The sequence below is a fragment of the Methylotenera sp. genome (genome assembly GCF_029946165.1).
Classification (GTDB): domain Bacteria; phylum Pseudomonadota; class Gammaproteobacteria; order Burkholderiales; family Methylophilaceae; genus Methylotenera.
Genome location: NZ_JAQSDZ010000006.1, coordinates 34,070 through 54,949, shown reverse-complemented (window position 1 = coordinate 54,949; position 20,880 = coordinate 34,070). Strand labels below are relative to the sequence as shown.

Sequence of the window (20,880 nt, the reverse complement as noted above, 5' to 3'; positions counted from 1 at the left end):
ATACTTAAATCTAGATTGTTAAAATATTATGCCAGTCACCCAACTAAACCACGTTAACCTTCGCACGCCTTACGAGACGATGCTGAAACTTAAAGATTTCTACTGCGATGTTGTGGGCTTAAAAGTCGGGCCGCGCGAAGGGTTTACTAGCCGCGGTTTTTGGTTATACATCGGCGATACGCATGTGATGCATCTGGCGGAGTATCGCGGTGAGGGTGAACCGCTGACTAATGTGCTTACCACCATAGACCACGTTTCATTCACCTGCACTGACATGCCTGCGACCGAAGCGCATTTAAAGGCGCATAACGTTGACTACTCCATTCGCGATTTGCCAGTATTGAATGTTAAACAAATTAACTTTAAAGACCCAGTAGGCAATGGCATTGAACTGTTTTTCTACATGGATAATGAGTAAATTTCACTCATTCAAGCAATTGAATTTTCTTATGTGACTGCTGTCACATACATTGAAGTTAAACCCATAGAATATGCGTTTAACAATACATTTTGGGTTAATGAAGTTTGGGGAGAATAATTAGAATGAAACAAATTACGCAGCATATTTATTTAAAGTTAATGCTAGCAACATTAATGTCTGTTGTTTTGGCAACGCCAGCCAGTGCCGAACCCGACCCAAAGCTGTGGCCTGTGATGAAAGAAGCTTTCTTCGCCAAGCGTGATATGCAGGATGCGAGCTTCATTAAGATAGATGCGCCACGCCGTGCTGAAAGTGGTGCGCAAGTGCCTGTGACTTATAGCATTGATAACGCCGCAGCCAATGGTGTGAAAATCACTAAATTGTATGCGTTTGTGGATGCTAACCCAATCCCATTAACCGCTACTTATCACTTAACGGATGCGCTGGGAAACTTTCAGTTAGCCACACGCATTCGCTTTGAAACTGATGCCTTTGTCCGTTTAGTTGGTGAAGATGCTAACGGTAAGTTATACCTTGCCTCTCGCGAGATTCGCGCTGCTGGTGGTTGTGGCGGTACGGTTGAAGGTGATGAAGCAGCTATTCGTGCCAGCGCAGGCAAAATTAAATTTAAAGTAGATGAGCCAGCAACGATAGGCAGCGCTACTTCAACCACTTTTAACATTAAACATCCAATGCGTACAGGCTTGCAACGTGAGTTAGTTTCACAAGGTTTTGTACCAGCGTTTTATATTAATAAAACAGAGTTTTTATATAACGGCCAGCCATTGTTGTTGATAGATGTAGGCGTAGGGACTGCAGAAGACCCTTATTTTAAATTTAACTTTGTGCCACAAGCCGCTGGTAAATTAGAAGTAACGGCTACTGATAATGAAGGTAAAACTTTCGTACAGCAAGTGGATGTTAAGGGCTAAGTTAATTGCGTGTTCACAAAGGTTTCCAGTAGGAAGCCTTTTTTATTGCCCTGTTTATATACATACCTTTGCGCGAATATAAAAGCAGCAGAATTATTACCAAAATTTTCAAAAAGCCGTCATACCAGCGAAGGCTGGTATCCAATCAGGTTTGAATACAAGTGATTGTAATTTAATGCTCTAATATTTAACCTTGACTAGATTCCGTCCCGACTGAATGACGAATCGATAAGTTTTAATGAATAAGATGCACTCGTGCATAGCACAGGTGAAATGTTAAAATGATGCTTGTTAATATTCTAGAGAGCCTACAATGAAAAGCTATCGTAAAGAATTATGGTTTAACCCGCCAACCCGCGTGGCGTTTATTCGCATTACCGAGCAAGTGAATGAGTGCTTGCGCGAGAGCGGCGTAAAAGAAGGCTTGGTATTAATCAATGCCATGCATATTACTGCCAGTGTTTTTATTAACGATGACGAGCGTGGTCTGCATCACGATTACACGCAATGGCTTGAGAAGCTTGCGCCGCATGAGCCTGTGAGCAGCTATCGCCATAATGATACAGGCGAAGATAACGCCGATGCGCACATGAAGCGCCAGTTAATGGGTCGTGAGGTTGTTGTGGCAATTACCGAAGGCCGCTTGGATTTTGGCCCTTGGGAGCAGATTTTTTACGGTGAGTTTGATGGCCGCAGAAAGAAGCGCGTGTTAGTTAAAATTATTGGCGAGTAGCTGATTTATATCAAATCACTCTAGTAACCTATTTGTTATTCTGCTGGCGATTTTCTGAGCATTTTGCTTGGAATGCATGACAGAACTGGTAATAAAAAGTGAAACTCCCTGAATTATTAGCCCCAGCGGGTGATTTAGACCGCATGCACACGGCGTTTGATTATGGCGCAGATGCTGTTTACGCTGGGCAACCGCGCTATAGTTTGCGCGTGCGTGAAAATGATTTCTCAATGGCTAATTTAGAAATCGGCATTAAAGAAGCGCACACACGTGGTAAAAAGTTTTTTGTGGCGAGTAATATTTCACCGCATAACGCCAAGGTTAAAACCTATATGCGCGACATGGAACCCGTGATTGCAATGCAGCCTGATGCTTTAATTATGGCTGACCCTGGCTTGATTATGATGGTGCGCGAACGCTGGCCTGAAGTGCCAGTGCACTTATCAGTACAAGCTAACGCCGTCAATTATGCATCGGTTAAGTTTTGGAAAAATATGGGCTTAACACGCGTTATTTTATCGCGTGAATTGTCGATGGATGAGATTGAAGAAATTCGCCAAGAATGCCCAGATATAGAGCTAGAAGTATTTATCCACGGCGCGTTGTGCATTGCATATTCTGGTCGCTGCTTGCTTTCAGGCTATTTCAACTCGCGTGACCCTAATCAAGGCTCATGCACGAATAGTTGCCGTTGGGATTACAAAGTACATGACGCTAAAGAAGATGCTGCAGGCGTCATTCGTTTAAATGATTTTGACTTTGAAGCTGAGATGAGTAAATCGCAGCTTTCAGCCTGTGGCAGTTTGCCACGACATCCAGAGGCAAACAAGATTTTCTTAATTGAAGAAAAAGGTCGGCCAGGTGAGTTGCTACCCATTATGGAAGATGAGCACGGCACTTACATTATGAATAGCAAGGATTTACGTGCAATTGAACACGTGGAGCGCTTAGTTAAAATTGGTGTGGATTCACTTAAAATTGAAGGCCGCACAAAATCACGCTACTACGTGGCGCGCACCAGTCAAAATTACCGTCAAGCGATAGATGATGCCGTTGCAGGCAGGCCATTTGATTTGCGTTTATTAGGCGAGTTGGAAAACTTAGCTAACCGCGGTTATACCGATGGTTTCTATCAGCGTCACCATACGGCGGAACATCAAAACTATATGCAAGGGCACTCAAAATCTAACCGAAGTTTATACGTCGGTGATGTGGTGGCTTACGACGCTGAAAAAGGCTTGGCCGATATCGAAGCGCGCAATAAGTTTGCGGTCGGAGATCGTTTGCAAATCATTCATCCAACAGGCAATCAGGAATTAGTAGTCGAACAAATGTTTAATAAAAAAGGCGAGAATATACAAGAGGCTTCAGGCAGCGGCTATTATGTTCGCATACCTATTAAGGCTACTAATTTAAGTAATGCCATGATTTCAAGGTACATTTAGTTATAGTTTAATTCGAGAGCTAAGTAATTTTAAAAAGGGGGCTTAATGTTCCCTTTTTTATGTTTAATCGATTTATTTGTTTATGCCAATTAACTTTAATAAAGTGATTTGAATAAATGCGGCACAGAGAAATCAAATATATTGTTGACATCTCAAATGAGAATGATTATCATTAACTATAAATTAATGATATGGAAAGTTAATCATGAAAAAGCAGCTAATCATTAGCCAAGCCAAGTTGGCAGGTAATCAAGAATGCAAAGTGCTTTATAACAAAGCAAAAGACATGATTGAGTTAGAGGTTGGCGGCACTTCATTAAGATTTGAAGCGCGAAACTTTTTTATGATGAACGAGATGCTGCGTAAAGCAGCAGCCAAGTTGGTCATGCAAACTGAATTGCATCACGCGTGAATAAGTATCACTGTGATTGATGAGGATGAAAACGATGACAACTAAGAATCAACATTCAAGAATGCTTTTATCTAAAAATGAAAGTGGGGCCATTACATTTTGTGAAAGCTGTGATGTGCTGGAACTGGAAATTGGTGCAATTAGCCTACGTATAAACTCACTCTCATTAGAACTGTTAAGTCAATTAATGATAGAAGCTACAAAAAGCATGAATACATATAAACAAGAGCAGGCAGGATTTACGCAAATAAAGCCGCAAAATTTTGGATTACATTGATTATTAATGAACAAATAAACATATGATTGCATTTACAAATGATAATTGTTATCATTTGTATTTGAGTTTAAGTAGTGCTAACAATTAATTTAAATGAAGAGTGAAATGCTTAGTCAATTGGAGTTTGATCATCTAAATAAAGGAACAGCACAAATAGTCACCGGCAATCGAATGGTGACAAGTGAGATGTTATTTTCTGGCGCTCGTGAATTGATCATTAAGCACGCAGGTGAAGACTATCGTTTGCGTTTGACTAATCAAGGCAAACTAATTTTAACTAAGTAGTTAGAGTATTTTGCTATAGGAAATGAAAGTCAAAATATGCAAACCTTAACCCTAGTAAATAATAATGTAGATAGAGGCTTGAAATTTGAAGGTCGGGCATCTTCACAAGTAACTTCAAAGAATGAGCAGCTCAATCTCCATCAAAAGCAAGGCGATGTAGGTAGCGTTTATGCTTGGAAAGTAAAAGGATTAACTAACGCTCACGATGCACGTGTCAGTAATCCTAAGAAAACGAAAAGCGCTTATGGGGTGTTGGCATTAGTGGTATGTGCCCACGTCATTGCAGTATTGGCTTTACTAAATGCCAAGGCTACGCAACCAGTCATTAAAAATTTGCAAGTGCCGATGATGGTTAGCTTGGTAACTAGCCCAGCGCCAGAACCTGAAATTGTACCTTTAATACCCACGCCGCCGCAGCCTGTAGTTAAGAAGCAAAAGCCTATCATTAAAAAGGTGCAACCAACCCCAACGCCTGTTGCTGTTACGCAAGAGCTTGCACAGCCAGTGGTAACGGAGGCTCCGCCTACACCAGCCACACCTGTAGAAGTTGCAAAGGCGCCTGAAGTAATAGAGGCGCCGCAACCAAAACCAGTAGCAGAGCCAATTGTGGAACCTCCTCGCTTTGGTGCGGCTTATTTGAATAATCCTGCGCCTGATTATCCAAAGATGGCAAGAAGGTTAGGGCAGGAGGGGCGCGTGTTACTGAAGGTCCTAGTCGCTGAAAATGGTATTGCGGAAACCGTAGCGCTGGCAACGAGTAGTGGCTTTGATAAGCTTGATGAAGCGGCGATAGAGGCGGTGAAAAAGTGGAGCTTTATTCCCGCTAAACGAAGCGATCAGCCAATAAGTGCTTATGTGCTGGTACCAGTGAAATTTTCACTCAAAAACTAAACGAAAATATATAGTTAAAAAAATAGTTAAATAAATAAGTTCAACTTAACAAAAATCAGAGATTCAAAAAAGGAAACAAAAAATGCAAAACGGATATGAGTTTAATAGCTTAGCGTTTATCACAGCGGGTGGTGCAGTATCTATTGGGGTGGCGTTAATTTTACTGGCAATGTCGGTAGTAAGTTGGTACTTAATTGTTGCAAAAGGTTTGCAAGCATTGCGAGTACGCCAAGCATTTAAAGCCTACGCTCAACATTTTTGGAATGCACCAAATTTGGCAATTGCAATCAAGCAAAACAATAACACTGCGCTGGCTAGCCTAGCAAAAAATGCAATAGCAGCAGCAGAGCACTATAAAACACATGCATCTAAGAATAGTGAAAAAGTGGCGCAAGACGAATTTATAGCACGTGCCTTGAACCGTAGTATTGCTGAAGAAAATACAAAGATGGAAAGTGGTTTGAGCGCATTAGCGTCGGTTGGTAGTGTGTCGCCATTTGTAGGATTATTTGGAACGGTGTGGGGTATTTACCACGCACTTGCAAGTATTAGTCAGAGCGGTCAGGCCACGCTTGATAAAGTAGCCGGGCCAGTAGGCGAAGCGTTAATTATGACCGCTTTAGGTTTGGCAGTAGCAATACCTGCGGTGCTGGCTTATAACGCTTTGGTGCGTAGCAATAGATTGCTAGCTGCTGAACTTGAGGGCTTTGGTTACACGCTGCACACATTGCTTACAACAGGCGCGGTGATTAACGTTAATCTTGAGGATTCAAAAGCAGCAATAGAAACTAAAGAACGTGCTCACATTGCAGGAGTGCCAGCATGATAGGCTCTGGAAACGGCGTGGGTTCTGCTTCCCACACAGCACCTATGTCAGAAATTAATACCACACCTTTAGTGGATGTGATGTTAGTGCTCTTAGTCATCTTTATTATTACCGCACCATTGTTGACGCATGCAGTGAAAATCGATTTACCACAAGCGAGCAGTCAGCCATTGCCTGAAAAACCAGAAGTAATTTCTGTATCGATAGATGCAACAGGCAAAATGTATTGGAATGACGCACCATTGGTGCAGGGTGAGTTAAAAGTCAAGCTGCAAGAAATTGCCAATAAAAAACCACAGCCAGAGTTGAATATTAGGGCAGATAAAGAAACACGTTATCAAGTATTGGCAGAAGTAATGGCTGACGCACAAAATTCTGGCGTGACAAAATTAGGTTTTGTCAGTGAACCAAAAAACTAATTATTAGTTTTAATCATTCATCTTTAGTAATAAAACCAATTAAAAAGCAAGAAAACCAATTAACACTCCATTAGCCAGCCAGCATATTGCAAGCCAGCCAAGTTTAAAAAATTAAGTTTAATTTTAGGGAAAATTATGAAATCCAAACAAATGCCTAGGCTGGCATTGAATGTCGTTGCCATTGCAATTGCATCAGCTTACCCGTTAGTTAGCATGGCAGAAGATGCCGTTAGTAATGAAAAAGCAGTGCCAACCACTGTCAATAAAGCGGAAAGTGCGCCAGCAGAACTCAGTGAAGTTACAGTGAATGCTAAAGTCGAACCAAAAGCCGACGGCTACCAAGCCACTAAAACGCGCGTTGGCAAAGTGCTGCAAGACCCACAAGACATACCACAAGCGATTACCACCGTAACTAATCAGCTGATGCATGATCAACAGGTAGGATCTTTGCGTGAAGCGCTACGTAACGTTTCAGGCTTGACATTTAATGCGGCAGAGGGTGGTCGTGCGGGTGATAACTTCAACTTACGTGGTTTTTATACATTTGGTGATATTTATTTAGACGGCATTCGTGATACTGCGCAATATAACCGCGAAACTTTTAACTTAGAACAGGTCGATGTATTACGCGGCTCTGCAGCGATGTTGTTTGGTCGCGGCCAAGCGGGTGGCGTCATCAACCAAGTGAGTAAAATGGCAGAGTTGAATGATAAAAACACCGTGACAGGTAGCTTAGGTAATTATGATTACCACCAGTTTACGGGTGACTTTAATAAACAACTAACCGAAACAGCTGCTATCCGCGTTAATGTGATGGATAGACATGAGGAAACATATCGTACGAATCCTTCTGATGGGGATCATCCAGAAACGGACAGAAAAGGCATTGCGCTTAGCTTCGGGGCTGGGATTGGTACTAATAATGAGTTATTTTTAAATCATATTTATACACAAACACGTGATGTACCCGATTTTGGTATTCGCTTTGATACAGACCATAGGCCGTTAAGTAACAGTACTAACGGTAGAAGCGATAAAACTTTTTGGGGAAACAGTGACAACTTTGATGATAGTGACACCCGAGTGACTACAGGTATATTCACACATAAGTTTAGTGAAGATACTCAGTTGAGAACTCAGCTAAGACAGGCAGATTATAAACGTGGCTACTGGGCGAAAACACCAGGTACTGTTTTGCCAACTGAGGATAACAAAATTGGTGGCAACGTCACGCGTAAAATGCATTATGAAACACTCAATTTGCAATCTGACTTTAGTACAAAGCTTGAGCTTGGCGGTATGAAACATGAAATTTTGGCTGGCTTAGAGTATTTGAAAGAGGAAAACTATAGAAATAGTTTACAACCGATTAACCCTTTGACAGGTCAGGCTTACACACAAACGGGCGCTGCTCTCAATACTGCGATTGCTGTAAACGGTGTAACATACAACCGACACTTGGCTTCTTTGACGGCAATACCGGCAAAATTTGATGCGGATAATTACGCCGTGTATTTGCAAGACACGGTTGAGTTTGTGAAGGACTGGAAATTATTGTTTGGTATACGCCGTGATGAATTACGTGCTGATTACTCAAGTGCAACATCACCAAAGCTAAGTTATGGCGAAAATAGCTATCGTACGGGATTGTCTTGGCAACCCACGCCAGCTACACACTATTATGCAGCTTGGAGCGATTCATTTAGCCCTACTGCCGACTTATATCAATTGACTGTTGCGCCTCAGCCACCTGAACGTAGCAAAACACTTGAATTAGGTACAAAATGGTTATTTTTGGATGGTGATTTAGCCTTTAGAACGGCGCTATATACATCTACGAAAGACTGGGAAAGAAATACCGACTTAGAGTCTACCTCAGCAATTTTGACCAAAAAACGTAGAACTAATGGTTTGGAGTTAGAAGCAACTGGCAAAGTAACTGAAGACTGGGAAATTTTTGCTGGCATCAGCTTTATGGATGCAGAGATTTTAGAGGTGGCTGAAAACGTGAATGCGACAACAGGCAACATTACTGTGGCAGATGCTCGATTTAAAGGGCAGCGCCCACGTAATACACCTGCTGCCACATTTAACTTTTGGACGACATATAACTTAACCAGTGCTTGGAAAATTGGTGGTGGAGTTGAAGCTAAAGGTACGCGTACAGCCTATCAACCCAGCGCCGCCAATGGCGGAACCGCGTTTGCGGGCACGGGTTTTCATCCAAATTATGCCCCTGGCTATGCACGAGTTGACGCAATGTTCGCTTACGAGCAACCTAAATGGGCTTTACGCTTGAATGTTAAAAATCTATTAGATAAAGAATATTATGATGCTGTTTATGACAATGGCGGCTTAGTAACACCAGGTAACCGCCGTCAAGCCATTATCACTACTGAATATAAATTTTAATGGTAACTTACATGAAGTTTTAGGGTCATAAATCGGGCGCCATTATCTCATCGCGTTAGTGACGAATAATGGATATGCATAATGTAGATTTTCCCTTTATGCAAAATCAATTACGAACAAAGGTCTGGAATACAAAATGTTGTTGCGCGTACCCCAAGTGTTAAATGCTGATGAACTTGCCAAGTTGCAAGCGCTTATGGCTAAGGCCGAGTGGACAGATGGCAAGGTCACTGCGGGTACGCAATCGGCACAAGTTAAACGTAATATTCAGTTGCCTGAAACATCACCGGATGCTGAGGCGGCGCGAGAAATTGTGCTTAGAGCTTTAAGTCGTCATGCGCTGTTTTTTTCTGCGGCCTTACCTAAAAAAATCTATCCGCCGCTGTTTAACCAGTATCGTGTAGGTATGGATTTTGGTGCGCATATTGATAATGCAGTGCGTACCCATGCTATTACCGGTTTGCATGTTCGTACTGATATTTCTTGCACGCTTTTCATTGCTGAGCCTGATAGCTATGAAGGCGGTGAATTGGTGATAGAAGACACCTATGGGCATCAGGCGGTTAAATTGCCAGCGGGTGATATGGTGCTTTATCCTGGCACCAGTTTGCATCATGTGCGCCCTGTTACAAGCGGGGCACGCTTAGCCTGCTTTTTTTGGGTGCAAAGTATGATCCGAGACGATGCGCAAAGAACCTTGCTGTTTGATATGGACGCGGCAATTGTGACTTTGCGTCAGCAAATTGGGGATAATGCGGCGGTAATTAGATTAACTGGTAATTATCATAATTTGATTCGTATGTGGGCAGATACTTAAACGCTTGCTCGGCCACAATTGCTTACTATCAAACCATTAATACACAACAGTCTCGAAACTTAACTATAGGAAAAAAATTATGCGTTTTATATTCGCACTATTGAGCTTACTTCCATTGCAAGCATTTGCTTCAGCGGATTGTCCCGTTTATCCAAAATCGGAGTGGGCGGCTGAGGAAACCTTAAAAAAAGCCTTAACAGATGAAGGTTACACGATTAAAAAATTCAAAGTAGATGGCAATTGCTATGAAATGTACGGTAGAAATAAAGAAGGTAAAAAAGTAGAAATTTACTTTGATACAAAAACGCTTGCTATCATTAAAGCAGAAGGCATTAAAGAATAAGCGCTTAGACAACTCGGTTTTATCTAGCTTAACTTAATGAGTATTTGCGATAAGTCACCACAAGCCGTTATATGGACGGCTTTTGTACGTATCACGCATTGGTTAATAGCAACCTTTGTACTCATTAATTTCTTTTACGAGTCGGGTTTCTGGCATCGTTTTATGGGTTACTTTTGTTTGGTGCTTGTACTGGCAAGAATCAGCTATGGACTTTGGCTAAGTAAGGTCGCGTCTTCTCAGTTTTACATGCCGACTATTGCAGGTATTAAACACCATATTCATGAAATTCGCACACAAATATTTGCACCACATCCTGGTCATAACCCACTTGGACAGCTAGCTGTCTACCTTATTTGGGCATTAATAGCAGCGCTAGCAGTAACTGGTTGGTTAAGCCGTACAGATGCTTATTGGGGAGAAGACTGGCCTGTCGATTTACACTTGATTTGTTCTAATTTTTTGCAAGGCTTGGTGATACTGCATATAGCCGCAGTGGTATTGATGTCAAAATTACAAAAGAGAAATATTGTGAAACAAATGATTTCTGGCAAGTCATCAGACACCACTGGCTAAGCTCCTGCGCATTTGCAAGTGGTGCTGATGACAGTTGGATTAATGGATCAATTTAGCTACCCAGTGATATAGCTCTCAAGCTGTTTAATGAGCGTTTGCTGATACTCAATAGTTTCTTTCACTAAATCCCCAATCGATAGCATGCCGATGACTTTTTCACCTTCCATCACAGGTAAATGGCGGATATGTTTATCAGACATAATATTCATCGCGTGCTCAACTGTATCGTTAGGTATAACTGTGAGCACATTAGATGACATGACTTCACTAATGGGCGTGGTTTTTGAAGATTTACCTTTAAGTATGATTTCCCGCGCATAATCACGTTCTGAAAAAACGCCGACTAACTTGTCGCCATCTAGTACCACTAATGCACCTATTTTATATTCCGCCAGTATCACTAAAGCATCATATACAGGACGATGTGGAGCAACTGAAATAACGGATTTATGTTTTTTATCATCGAGTAATTGTTGTAATGTTTTCATTTTGTTCTCCTCACATTTAGTACTAGCATAAAAATATACACCTTATAATGGTGTAAGCAAATTCAAAATCATCTAATTCTGCAAAAAAACATTCATGCAAACAGAAACTGATAGTAAGCAACAGAAAAAGCTCATCGTTAAAGCGTTCGTAGCACTTTTTATACTCACCATTATTTGGGGATATAACTGGGTGGTGATGAAGCAAGCGGTGCAATTTGCGAGCCCTTTTCAGTTTGCTGCAATCCGCACATTCTTTGGTTCTATTGTGCTGTTTATACTCATTTTTTTGACTAAAAGACCCCTAGCTCTCAAAGAGTTTCCTACCATGTTAATGCTGGGGCTTTTGCAATCTTGTGGCTTTACGGGCGTGCTGATTTGGGCGTTAGTAGAAGGTGGGGCAGGTAAAACCGCAGTGTTAACTTACACAATGCCATTTTGGGTGATGTTGTTTGCTTGGCCAATGTTGGGCGAGAAAATTCAGGGTTGGCAGTGGTTGGTGGTATTGTTCGCGCTATTTGGCATGGTGCTTATTTTTGACCCGCTGCATATTAAGGCTGACGGTTTTAGTATGTTCTTGGCGGTTTTTTCAGGAGTTTCATGGGCTATTTCAGCCATTGTCTCTAAGAAACTGCATCAACGCGCGCCGCATTTGGATTTGCTCAATCTCACCGCTTGGCCGATGTTTTTAGGTTCAATACCCATCGTGGCAATTGCTTTTATTTTGCCAGCACCGCCCATGCAGTGGGCGCCGACTTTTGTCTTTGCCGTGCTGTTTAATGTTTTGTTAAGTGGATGCTTGGCTTGGGTGTTGTGGTTATATGCGCTTCAGCGTTTGCAAGCTGGTGTGGCAAGTATGGCGAGTATGTTGGCACCAGTCATCGGTGTGATAGCTGCTTGGATTCAATTAAATGAAGTGCCAAATACCTATGAATTAGTTGGTATGGTGCTTATAGCGCTTTCTTTAGTGACTATCTCTGGTATCAGTATTAGTAAACATACGCAGATTGACCCAGCGCAAGGGCAAGAGTGAGTGACAGCGTAAGCTTGTGTTAAAATTCAATTATTTTTCAAGAACTAAGGGTTAGTAACATGGCTGGTCATAGTAAATGGGCAAATATTCAGCACCGCAAAGGTCGTCAAGACGCAAAGCGCGGCAAAATTTTCACAAAAATTATTAAAGAAATTACCGTTGCTGCACGAATGAGCGGTGGCGACGTGAACATGAATCCACGTTTACGTGCGGCGGTGGCTGAAGCCAAAGAAGAAAACATGCCGGCAGACAATATCATTCGTGCCATTAAAAAAGGCACAGGTGAGTTAGAAGGTGTGAACTACGAAGAAATTCGTTACGAAGGTTACGGCATTAACGGTGCAGCGATTATTATTGATTGCCTAACCGATAACAAACAACGTGCGGTAATGGATGTACGTCATGCGCTAAGCAAGCACGGTGGTAATTTAGGTACAGACGGCAGTGTGGTATTTATGTTTAAACACTGCGGCAGCTTAATTTATGAACCAGGTACCGATGAAGATAAAGTCATGGAAGTTGCGCTAGAAGCTGGCGCAGAAGATGTAGTGACGGATGAAGATGGCAGTATAGAAGTCATCACGCCACCAAATGATTTTATGGTGATTAAAGAAGCCATGGAAGCCGCAGGCTTAAAAGCTGTGATGGCAGAAGTCACCATGAAACCAAATATGGAAACAGTGTTTACGGGTGATGATGCCGTTAAAATGCAAAAAATCTTAGATGCCTTAGATGATCTAGATGACGTGCAGGATGTATATACCAGCGCAGTTATCGAAGACTAAAATGAGCCGCTTAAGCTCTTTTTCGATTCTTACCGTGTCTAGCATTTCAAGCTTTAGAGTATTTTGAGCAATGTTAGAATCTTAGGTATAGACCCCGGCCTGCGCTTAACAGGCTTTGGGGTTATTGAAAAAGTTGGTGAGAAAATCACCTATATTTCAAGTGGCACCATTAAAACTGCAAGTGGTAAAAAGAATAAGATTGAAGGCGAAGATGACCGAGAAGAATTGCCAGCTCGGTTGAAGATTATTTTAGATGGCTTATTTGAAGTGATTGATACCTATCAGCCAAACCAAGTGGCGATTGAAAAAGTCTTTGTCAATGTCAATCCACAATCAACGTTATTGCTCGGGCAAGCCCGCGGTGCGGCCATCAGCGCGGCTGTAATTCGTAATTTAAGCGTAGCTGAATATACGGCATTACAAGTCAAACAAGCCGTAGTTGGCAACGGCCATGCGCAAAAAGAGCAAGTGCAAGAAATGGTCAAACGCTTACTCAATTTACCCGCAACCCCTAAACCAGATTCAGCCGATGCTTTGGCTTGCGCTATTTGCCATGCACATGGCGGGCAAGGGTTGGGTCGGTTGGCTACCGCTGGCTACCGAGTGCGTGGTGGGCGACTAGTGTGATGACGGCTTTGCGCTGCTAAATTTTAAAAAACAGCATCCAATCCAATCAACAACTATGTTCTTAACTAAATAATCAAATGCATACTTGCAGTCAAGCTTTGCAATACGGTATTGTTAGCGCTTATTCTACTTGGACAGCACCATGATCGCTCGCTTAAACGGCACCTTAATTGAAAAATCTCCCCCATTAATCGTAATAGACTGTAGCGGCGTAGGCTACGAGGTTGAAGTGCCCATGAGTACTTTCTACAATTTGCCAGAGTTGGGGCAGAAAGTGCAAATTCTTACGCATTTTGTGGTGCGGGAAGATGCTCAACTACTCTACGGTTTTGGTAGTGAGCAAGAAAAAAACACCTTTAAGCAATTACTTAAAGTGAATGGTATTGGTGCTAAGTCGGCGCTCTCTATTTTAAGTGGTGTGAGTGTGGATGATTTAGTTAGCGCTGTAAGTCAGCAAGAGGTTGGGATGCTTACGCGCATTCCTGGTATAGGTAAAAAAACGGCGGAACGCTTGCTGCTAGAATTGAAAGATAAATTCATCGTGACAGGCTCAACCACAGCTCAGCCACAAGCTAAATCAGCCACGCATGATGTACTTAATGCCTTAATCACCTTAGGCTATAACGAACGCGAAGCTTCTGCTGCGGTAAAATTACTAGATAAAGAAGTAAGTGTAACCGACGGCATTAAACAAGCTTTAAAGAGTCTGTCTAAATAGTTTCTAAAGTGGCTAGGAGTGCACCTGTAATCACTTCTTATACTGGTGGGTGCTGATAAAAACAAATTTTGGTGCAAGGCATGTTAAATATAAGGCAGTATCTCTATGATTAATATCAATCAAGTCACTCGAATAGCGCTGATCACTTTATTAGCGATAGGCTGCATTTATGTATTACAACCTTTTATGGCAGCAGTATTATTTGCCGCTATATTTTGTTTATTTACTTGGCCGTTTTATCACCGTTTATGGTTGCGCTTAGGCAAGCGAGATACTTGGGCAGCTATCATTATGACCTTATTATTGCTAATAGCCTTGATTCTGCCTATGGCATACCTCGCTATGAATCTGGCAGAGTCATCAGATCAATTATTTAATGCTTTGGGTAGTGGTTTGCCAAATTTTCAGCCAAAATTGCCAGATTGGATGCGCAACCTGCCCATTTTTGGTGAGCAAATTAGTCTTACATGGGAGCGCGCTACTGTCAGCCATGAAGAGATGTTGCAGATATTACGTCAGTACTATGAACCTATGCGGGCTTTTGCCTTACGAGCGGTACAATTAGTTGCGGGTGGGTTTCTACAATTACTTTTGGTCCTTTTTGTGGCTTTTTTCTTTTATCGTGATGGTGAAAAGATTGCCCAGAGCCTAATTGCCATCGTGTGTAGATTAGGTGGTGAACTTGGCAAAGAGATGCTTATTCTTTCTTGCAATACAGTAAAGGGCGTGATGCTAGGCATATTTGGTACAGCTTTAGCGCAATCAGCCGTGGCCATGGTTGGATTTTTGTTGGCTGGAGCGCCAGCGCCGTTATTGTTAGCATGTGCCACATTCTTCTTATCAGTTGTTCCTATTGGACCACCCATTATTTGGGGAGGGGCGTCTTTTTGGCTTTATAATCAAGGCGAGCTTGGATGGGCAATATTCTTAGGGTTATATGGCTTACTCGCCATTAGTACGGTTGACAATATAGTTAAGCCTATACTCATTAGTCATACTTCACATCTGCCCTTATTGCTTATTGTATTTGGCGTGCTTGGCGGTGCTTTAACCTTTGGATTTATCGGTATTTTCCTTGGTCCAACCCTGCTCGCGGTAGGATTTACGTTAATACAACATTGGATGGCCTTGCAAAACAAAAAATTAATAGAGATTCCAGAGTAAGATGCTTTAATTTTCTGCTGAGGTTTATTAAAAGTTAGGACAAAACTAATGATTAATAAGTTAATTCATAACAGTTTTTTTGCGTTAAGTCTGATGTTTTTCCTAAGCATTAGCTCGGTTTGGGCGGCTGCAGTAGAGCCTATCAAAGAAGTCACTGAAGATGACTACATTGGAGATTTACCTCGTGTGCTTACAGTCTCTCGCTTATCACAATCTGTCACCGATGCACCATCAGCTGTGACAGTAATAGACCGCGAAACCATACGCGCGTCTGGGATTGTTGATCTCCCAGAAATCTTTCGTTTAGTACCAGGATTTTATGTGGGGACTAATGCCGGCTTTATTTACAATACTAATGCAGTCGTTAGCTACCATGGTATGGCGACATCTTTTGCGGGTACGATGCAAGTGATGATTAATGGTCGCTCCGTATACACTCCAATATTTGGTGGCGTGAAATGGAGTGAGTTGCCAATTTCCATTGCAGATATTGAGCAAATTGAAGTGACCCGAGACCCCAATGCGGCAAGTTACGGTGCAAATTCCTACTTTGGCGTGATTAATATTTTAACTCAGCACCCAAGTGAGGCTGAAGGCAATAGTGTGAGCATTTCACATGGCAATTGCCGAAATGAAGCCTTTTATAGACATGGCGGAAAACTGAAAGATTTAAATTATCGTATAACAACCGGTTATAGAGAAGATAATGGTTTAGATAATCGAAATGACTTCAAACGTACCCGCTTGTTAAATGCGCAAGCCGATTACCAAATTAACGATACCAATAATCTAGAGTTCGAATTTGGCATAGCAAACGGTACCCGTGAAGATGGCAATCCAGACAAAGACTACGTCTTATTTGTACCTAGAGAACGTGAAATGTTTAACCATTTCGAGCTTGTACGTTGGCAACATAGCATTAGTGATAGTAGCGACTTTCAGCTACAGGCCTACCATAGCACTGATCGCTCAAATGATAACTTTACTTCAACCAATTTACGCGCTAATGCAGCTAAATTTCTAAAAGAAAATGGATACTCCTCAGCTGCGGCTTCTGCTGTTGTTTCCACATTTCGCGATGATCAAGTCAGTATCAGTAATGATATTGATACTGAGCGCTATGATATTGAAGCACAACACACATTCTCACCGGCCAAAGATTTGCGTGTAGTGTGGGGAGCAAGCGCAAGACAAGATGAAATCTATGCGCCTTATTGGTTAGGTACTAAAGAAAAAGATAAATTCAATTTGCAACGTTTGTTTGGACATGCAGAATGGAGAATAAACCATAAAATATTATTTAATATTGGTGGGATGGTAGAGCATAATAGTTTTACTGATACTGATTTCTCACCTAGAACAAGTTTAAATTTCAAATTAACGCCCAAGCAAACCCTTCGATTAGGCGTTTCTTCAGCATTGCGTACACCAAATTATGTGGAAGAAAAATTCAACGCAAAAGTGATGATTCCTTTAATTGCTCCATTTCCGACTGGCGTTGTATATGCCTTTCAGGATGCAGGAAATGTGAAGCCAGAAAAAATTGTTTCAAGAGAGATTGGCTACTTAGGAGATTTTGGAAAACTTTCATTAGACGCAAAAGTATTTAATGATGAGATTAGCGATTATATTATTACGCCAAAAATCCAAGGCTTTGTAAGTCCACCTGGCACGGTAAACCTAAGTGGCAGACCTAGAAGCGGTGAAAACGGCGGAAATGTTTTGATCAATGGTTTTGAAACACAAGCCAAGTGGAAGCCAACCAATAAAACAAACTTTTTATTGAATTATTCATATGTAGATATTTCAAGCAAAGAAGAAGAAACTGCTAGAGACATTGGCATGTCTATGCCTCGCCATACTTTTAGCGGTTTGTTAACTCATCGTTTTAACGCTCTGTGGGATGCGAGTTATGCCTATTACCAAACCAGTGAAGTTGCAGCTTTAGGCGATGGCGGATACGTTGGTTTAGCGAGAAGATCTGATGTTCGAGTGGCGCGCAAATTTAAAGCAGAACGAACCAGTGGTGAAATTTCTGCCGTCGTTGAGAACTTATTTAACGAACATTATCAAGAATTTGCAGATTACAACACACTCAAGCGGCGTGCTCGTGTTAATGTAAGGCTAGATTTTTAATACAATTAAATCATGGTTTAAGTGATTGAGAAACCAATGGTGTTATTAAAGTTAAATAGAAAAGTACGGATGAAAGGCATACTTGCATTTGTAATGCTAGTGCTGGGTTTTTTTATGCCATTTGTTGCACACGCCTATATTGGTGTGACGATTGTGATGAGTGTGCAAACGCCTGCTAACCTCGAGTTTGTCGAGCAATTTAATGCTGAGCTTGCTAAGAATAAGCAGGTTAATCTAAAAGTAAATGTGATTACGTTAGCAGATGAAGAGAAGCTAGTAGTAGCCGATAATAGTGAATTGGTGATTGCGCTGGGCGTAAAAGCGCTGGAGGCTGCTAGTAAATTAAAGCGGTCAACTCCAGTACTCGGTGTTTTTACGCCATTACCTGCCTTCAATAGCATCATTGCAAAAAGTGGGCGAGAGTTAGGTAACTTTAGTGCCATTCTCTTAGACCAACCGTTTTCGCGGCAAATGTCCTTGATTAAACAGGTGCTACCTAAAGCACAAAAAATAGGCGTTTTACTCAGTAACACTTCTTTAAAATATATTGAGTATGTGCGTGATGAGGGTGAAAAGCGTGGTTTCAGTATTGAGGGGGGAAAAGTGAAACAAGAGACTGACTTAATTCCACAATTGAGAAAACTCTTGGATTCAGTCGATGCTATTTTAGCGATTCCAGACCCTGCAATTTACAACCGTGAAACAGCACAACCAATTTTACTAACCAGCTATCGCTATCAAAAACCTATATTTGGCTACTCCCAATCTTATGTACGTGCGGGCGCTATAGCTGCTGTTTATAGTACTAGCAATCAGTTAGCTAAACAGGCGGCAGAAATTGCGATTAAGGCGCGGCCTTCTTCCAGTTATTTGCCCCTACCCCAAGTGCCTAAATACTTTTCAATCATGCTGAATTATCAAGTAGCGCGCTCACTTAACATTCCGTTATTGGATGAAGATGAGGTGCTACAGAGAATGCTTGAATCTGATGCATCAGAGGATATGTAAATGAAGAATATTGGTATTAAATCACGTGTTATATTTTTGGGCACGATACCCGCTTTGCTATTCGCTATTATTCTAGTCGGATATGCCATTACCAATATTTTTAGTGTGTTGGATCAATCACTTCAAGATCGTGGCAAAGTGATTGCATCCCAGCTGGCGCCAGCCGCTGAATACGGTGTGATTTCTGGAAATAGTCAGGTGTTACAAAGGCTGGCTCAACAAACACTTTCTAATGAGCAAGATTTAAGAACTGTCATGTTGGTCAATAGCCAAGGTTTAATACTGGCATTAAGTGGCCGTGAATTGCCCGCAACGCTCATAACAAAGATAAACCAAGAAAATTTACAGCAACTTCCGCTGGATAAAGGCACTATTTTTACATTCCCTATTTATCAAAGTCTGGTTGAAATAGAAGATTTTTCTAATCTAAGTAGTAAGGAATTAGCGCTTAAAGAGTCTTACACGCCACGTAAAATTGGTCAGGTGTATGTTGAACTGAGTAATCAAACTTTACACAATATTAAGCAAGATTTAATCGTCAAAATTTTCTTAACGGCTATGTTTGGTTTAGTTTTAAGTGGCTTGTTAGCATGGAAACTTGGTCGACATATTACCAAACCCATTCAAGAAATCGCGAATGCTGTAAATCGCATTGGTGAGGGCGTGTTTTCCCAAACTATTATGGAAGATTCCAGTGGGGAATTGAAAACCTTACAAAAAGGTTTTAACTCCATGTCCAGCAGCCTGAAACATGCTTATGACGGAATGCAAGAAAAAATCAATGATGCAACTTCAATGTTGCGACATCAAGCGCAACATGACGATTTAACAGGATTAATTAACCGCCGTGAGTTTGAGGTGCGTTTAGAACGTTGTTTAAAAAGCGTACATGGTCATAACGCGCAACATATTTTCTGCTTTTTAGATTTAGATCAGTTTAAATTAGTCAATGATACTTGTGGTCACTCAGCAGGTGATGAGCTACTTAAACAAGTCAGTATTTTATTAGCTAATAAAATGCGTGATAGAGATACATTGGCGCGCTTAGGTGGTGATGAGTTTGGTTTGCTGCTTGAAAACTGTACTTTAGCGGATGCGAACCAAATTAATAACGCATTATTGAAAACAATTCGAGATTATCGTTTTATTCACGATGATAAGATTTTCAATATTGGCGTCAGTATTGGTTTAGTTGTGATAAATAAAGGCTTTGAAAACGTAAGCGAAATTATTCATGCTGCTGATTTGGCCTGTTATTCGGCCAAATCAGCGGGTAGAAACCAAAGCTTTTTATTTAATCCTGGTGATGTGGAAGTCGTTAGCCGGCGAAGTGCAGTGGAATCAATATCAGATATTACCGATGAAATTAATGATGAACAGTTCATGCTCTACTGTCAGCCGATAGTTCCGCTCATTTCCACGACCACACTGGTTCAACATTATGAAATTTTGTTAAGAAAAATTGATCTCGATGGCAAAATAATTCTGCCAACTACATTTATACCATCGGCAGAGCGGTATCATTTGATGCCAAATATCGATAGGTGGGTCATTAAAAATGTATTTTTAGCTTACCAAAAATTGTTAGAAATCAATTCAGAAAATTGTAACTATGTATTTTCAATTAATTTATCTGGTACCTCATTAGGCGATAAAAGTCTGTTGAGTTTTATACAAGATATGTTTGTCCAATATCCAATTCCACCAGAATGTATTTGTTTTGAAATTACCGAAACCGCTGCGATTGTTAATCTTAAAAATACTATTCTTTTATTCAGCGCCTTGCGCAAAATTGGCTGTAGCTTTGCCTTAGATGATTTTGGTAGTGGCATGTCATCATTTACCTATTTGAAAAATTTTGACGTGGATTATTTAAAGATTGATGGTACCTTTGTTAAAGAAATGCATATTAATAAAATTGACCACGCCATGGTGAGTTCTATTCATAGTGTCGCAGAAGCCATGAATATCAAAACGGTAGCTGAATTTGTCGAAAATGAAGAGATATTAAGAGAGCTGAAAAGCATCGGCGTACACTATGGTCAGGGACTTTATTTAGGTGCACCTGTGACCGTTAACGGATTAATTGAACGCGCTAAAATGCATGCACAATAAATAGGCGCGTGCTTTAATGTCGC

Annotated in this window: 23 protein-coding genes; 22 read left to right on the top strand and 1 reads right to left on the bottom strand. The window is 41.2% G+C overall.

Annotated elements, in window-relative coordinates; all coding sequences use genetic code 11:
- Positions 1-28: 28 nt before the first annotated feature.
- The 14 genes from PSV17_RS04490 (at position 29) to PSV17_RS04425 (ending at position 10,786) form a co-directional block, all read left to right on the top strand.
- On the top strand, positions 29-418 hold the full coding sequence (locus PSV17_RS04490) for a VOC family protein (RefSeq protein WP_300480087.1): 390 nt from the start codon (positions 29-31) through the stop codon (positions 416-418).
- Positions 419-543: 125 nt separating this feature from the next.
- Complete coding sequence (locus PSV17_RS04485; RefSeq protein ID WP_300480085.1) at positions 544-1,353, top strand: quinoprotein dehydrogenase-associated SoxYZ-like carrier; 810 nt, start codon at positions 544-546, stop codon at positions 1,351-1,353.
- Positions 1,354-1,666: 313 nt separating this feature from the next.
- Positions 1,667-2,086, top strand: a complete 420-nt coding sequence (locus PSV17_RS04480; RefSeq protein ID WP_013149202.1) for a secondary thiamine-phosphate synthase enzyme YjbQ — start codon at positions 1,667-1,669, stop codon at positions 2,084-2,086.
- A gap of 98 nt (positions 2,087-2,184) precedes the next feature.
- A complete protein-coding gene (gene yegQ, locus PSV17_RS04475) occupies positions 2,185-3,531 on the top strand; it encodes a tRNA 5-hydroxyuridine modification protein YegQ (RefSeq protein WP_300480083.1) in 1,347 nt (448 codons plus the stop codon).
- A 205-nt stretch (positions 3,532-3,736) separates the two neighbouring features.
- Complete coding sequence (locus tag PSV17_RS04470) at positions 3,737-3,943, top strand: hypothetical protein (protein WP_300382601.1); 207 nt, start codon at positions 3,737-3,739, stop codon at positions 3,941-3,943.
- Positions 3,944-3,977: 34 nt separating this feature from the next.
- Positions 3,978-4,220, top strand: coding sequence for a hypothetical protein (locus PSV17_RS04465; RefSeq protein WP_300480082.1), 243 nt, complete (start codon positions 3,978-3,980; stop codon positions 4,218-4,220).
- 105 nt (positions 4,221-4,325) lie between these two features.
- Entirely contained in the window at positions 4,326-4,505 is a 180-nt protein-coding gene (locus PSV17_RS04460; protein WP_300480081.1) for a hemin uptake protein HemP, read from the top strand.
- Positions 4,506-4,541: 36 nt separating this feature from the next.
- Positions 4,542-5,396, top strand: a complete 855-nt coding sequence (locus tag PSV17_RS04455) for an energy transducer TonB (protein WP_300480080.1) — start codon at positions 4,542-4,544, stop codon at positions 5,394-5,396.
- 82 nt (positions 5,397-5,478) lie between these two features.
- Entirely contained in the window at positions 5,479-6,222 is a 744-nt protein-coding gene (locus PSV17_RS04450) for a MotA/TolQ/ExbB proton channel family protein (RefSeq protein WP_300480078.1), read from the top strand.
- On the top strand, positions 6,219-6,641 hold the full coding sequence (locus PSV17_RS04445) for a biopolymer transporter ExbD (protein WP_300480077.1): 423 nt from the start codon (positions 6,219-6,221) through the stop codon (positions 6,639-6,641). Before PSV17_RS04450 ends, PSV17_RS04445 begins: the two co-directional genes overlap by 4 nt.
- Before the next feature lie 135 nt (positions 6,642-6,776).
- A complete protein-coding gene (locus tag PSV17_RS04440) occupies positions 6,777-9,053 on the top strand; it encodes a TonB-dependent receptor (protein ID WP_300480076.1) in 2,277 nt (758 codons plus the stop codon).
- A gap of 136 nt (positions 9,054-9,189) precedes the next feature.
- Positions 9,190-9,870, top strand: a complete 681-nt coding sequence (locus PSV17_RS04435; protein ID WP_300480075.1) for a Fe2+-dependent dioxygenase — start codon at positions 9,190-9,192, stop codon at positions 9,868-9,870.
- 79 nt (positions 9,871-9,949) lie between these two features.
- Complete coding sequence (locus tag PSV17_RS04430) at positions 9,950-10,213, top strand: PepSY domain-containing protein (RefSeq protein ID WP_300480073.1); 264 nt, start codon at positions 9,950-9,952, stop codon at positions 10,211-10,213.
- A 36-nt stretch (positions 10,214-10,249) separates the two neighbouring features.
- A complete protein-coding gene (locus tag PSV17_RS04425) occupies positions 10,250-10,786 on the top strand; it encodes a cytochrome b/b6 domain-containing protein (protein WP_300480072.1) in 537 nt (178 codons plus the stop codon).
- 56 nt (positions 10,787-10,842) lie between these two features.
- Here PSV17_RS04425 and PSV17_RS04420 read toward each other — a convergent pair whose 3' ends face one another.
- The gene (locus PSV17_RS04420) at positions 10,843-11,274 is read right to left on the bottom strand and encodes a CBS domain-containing protein (RefSeq protein ID WP_300480071.1); all 432 of its coding nucleotides are present in this window, start codon (positions 11,272-11,274) and stop codon (positions 10,843-10,845) included.
- A gap of 94 nt (positions 11,275-11,368) precedes the next feature.
- On the opposite strand from PSV17_RS04420, the gene PSV17_RS04415 reads away from it, so the two are divergent.
- From PSV17_RS04415 to PSV17_RS04380, 8 genes are all read left to right on the top strand, one after another.
- Positions 11,369-12,304 carry a DMT family transporter gene (locus tag PSV17_RS04415; protein ID WP_300480069.1) on the top strand — a complete coding sequence of 312 codons (936 nt, stop codon included), beginning with the start codon at positions 11,369-11,371 and terminating at the stop codon, positions 12,302-12,304.
- Between the two features lie 59 nt (positions 12,305-12,363).
- On the top strand, positions 12,364-13,089 hold the full coding sequence (locus PSV17_RS04410) for a YebC/PmpR family DNA-binding transcriptional regulator (RefSeq protein WP_013149188.1): 726 nt from the start codon (positions 12,364-12,366) through the stop codon (positions 13,087-13,089).
- Positions 13,090-13,152: 63 nt separating this feature from the next.
- Positions 13,153-13,716, top strand: a complete 564-nt coding sequence (gene ruvC / locus PSV17_RS04405; protein WP_300480067.1) for a crossover junction endodeoxyribonuclease RuvC — start codon at positions 13,153-13,155, stop codon at positions 13,714-13,716.
- Between the two features lie 142 nt (positions 13,717-13,858).
- Positions 13,859-14,434 carry a Holliday junction branch migration protein RuvA gene (gene ruvA / locus PSV17_RS04400; protein ID WP_300480065.1) on the top strand — a complete coding sequence of 192 codons (576 nt, stop codon included), beginning with the start codon at positions 13,859-13,861 and terminating at the stop codon, positions 14,432-14,434.
- A gap of 105 nt (positions 14,435-14,539) precedes the next feature.
- Positions 14,540-15,598 carry an AI-2E family transporter gene (locus PSV17_RS04395; RefSeq protein ID WP_300480063.1) on the top strand — a complete coding sequence of 353 codons (1,059 nt, stop codon included), beginning with the start codon at positions 14,540-14,542 and terminating at the stop codon, positions 15,596-15,598.
- Positions 15,599-15,646: 48 nt separating this feature from the next.
- Positions 15,647-17,734 carry a TonB-dependent receptor gene (locus PSV17_RS04390; RefSeq protein ID WP_300480061.1) on the top strand — a complete coding sequence of 696 codons (2,088 nt, stop codon included), beginning with the start codon at positions 15,647-15,649 and terminating at the stop codon, positions 17,732-17,734.
- Positions 17,735-17,770: 36 nt separating this feature from the next.
- Positions 17,771-18,742: an ABC transporter substrate binding protein gene (locus tag PSV17_RS04385; RefSeq protein ID WP_300480059.1), complete on the top strand. Its 972-nt coding sequence runs from the start codon at positions 17,771-17,773 to the stop codon at positions 18,740-18,742.
- Positions 18,743-20,857: an EAL domain-containing protein gene (locus PSV17_RS04380; RefSeq protein WP_300480057.1), complete on the top strand. Its 2,115-nt coding sequence runs from the start codon at positions 18,743-18,745 to the stop codon at positions 20,855-20,857.
- The last annotated feature ends 23 nt before the right edge of the window (positions 20,858-20,880 follow it).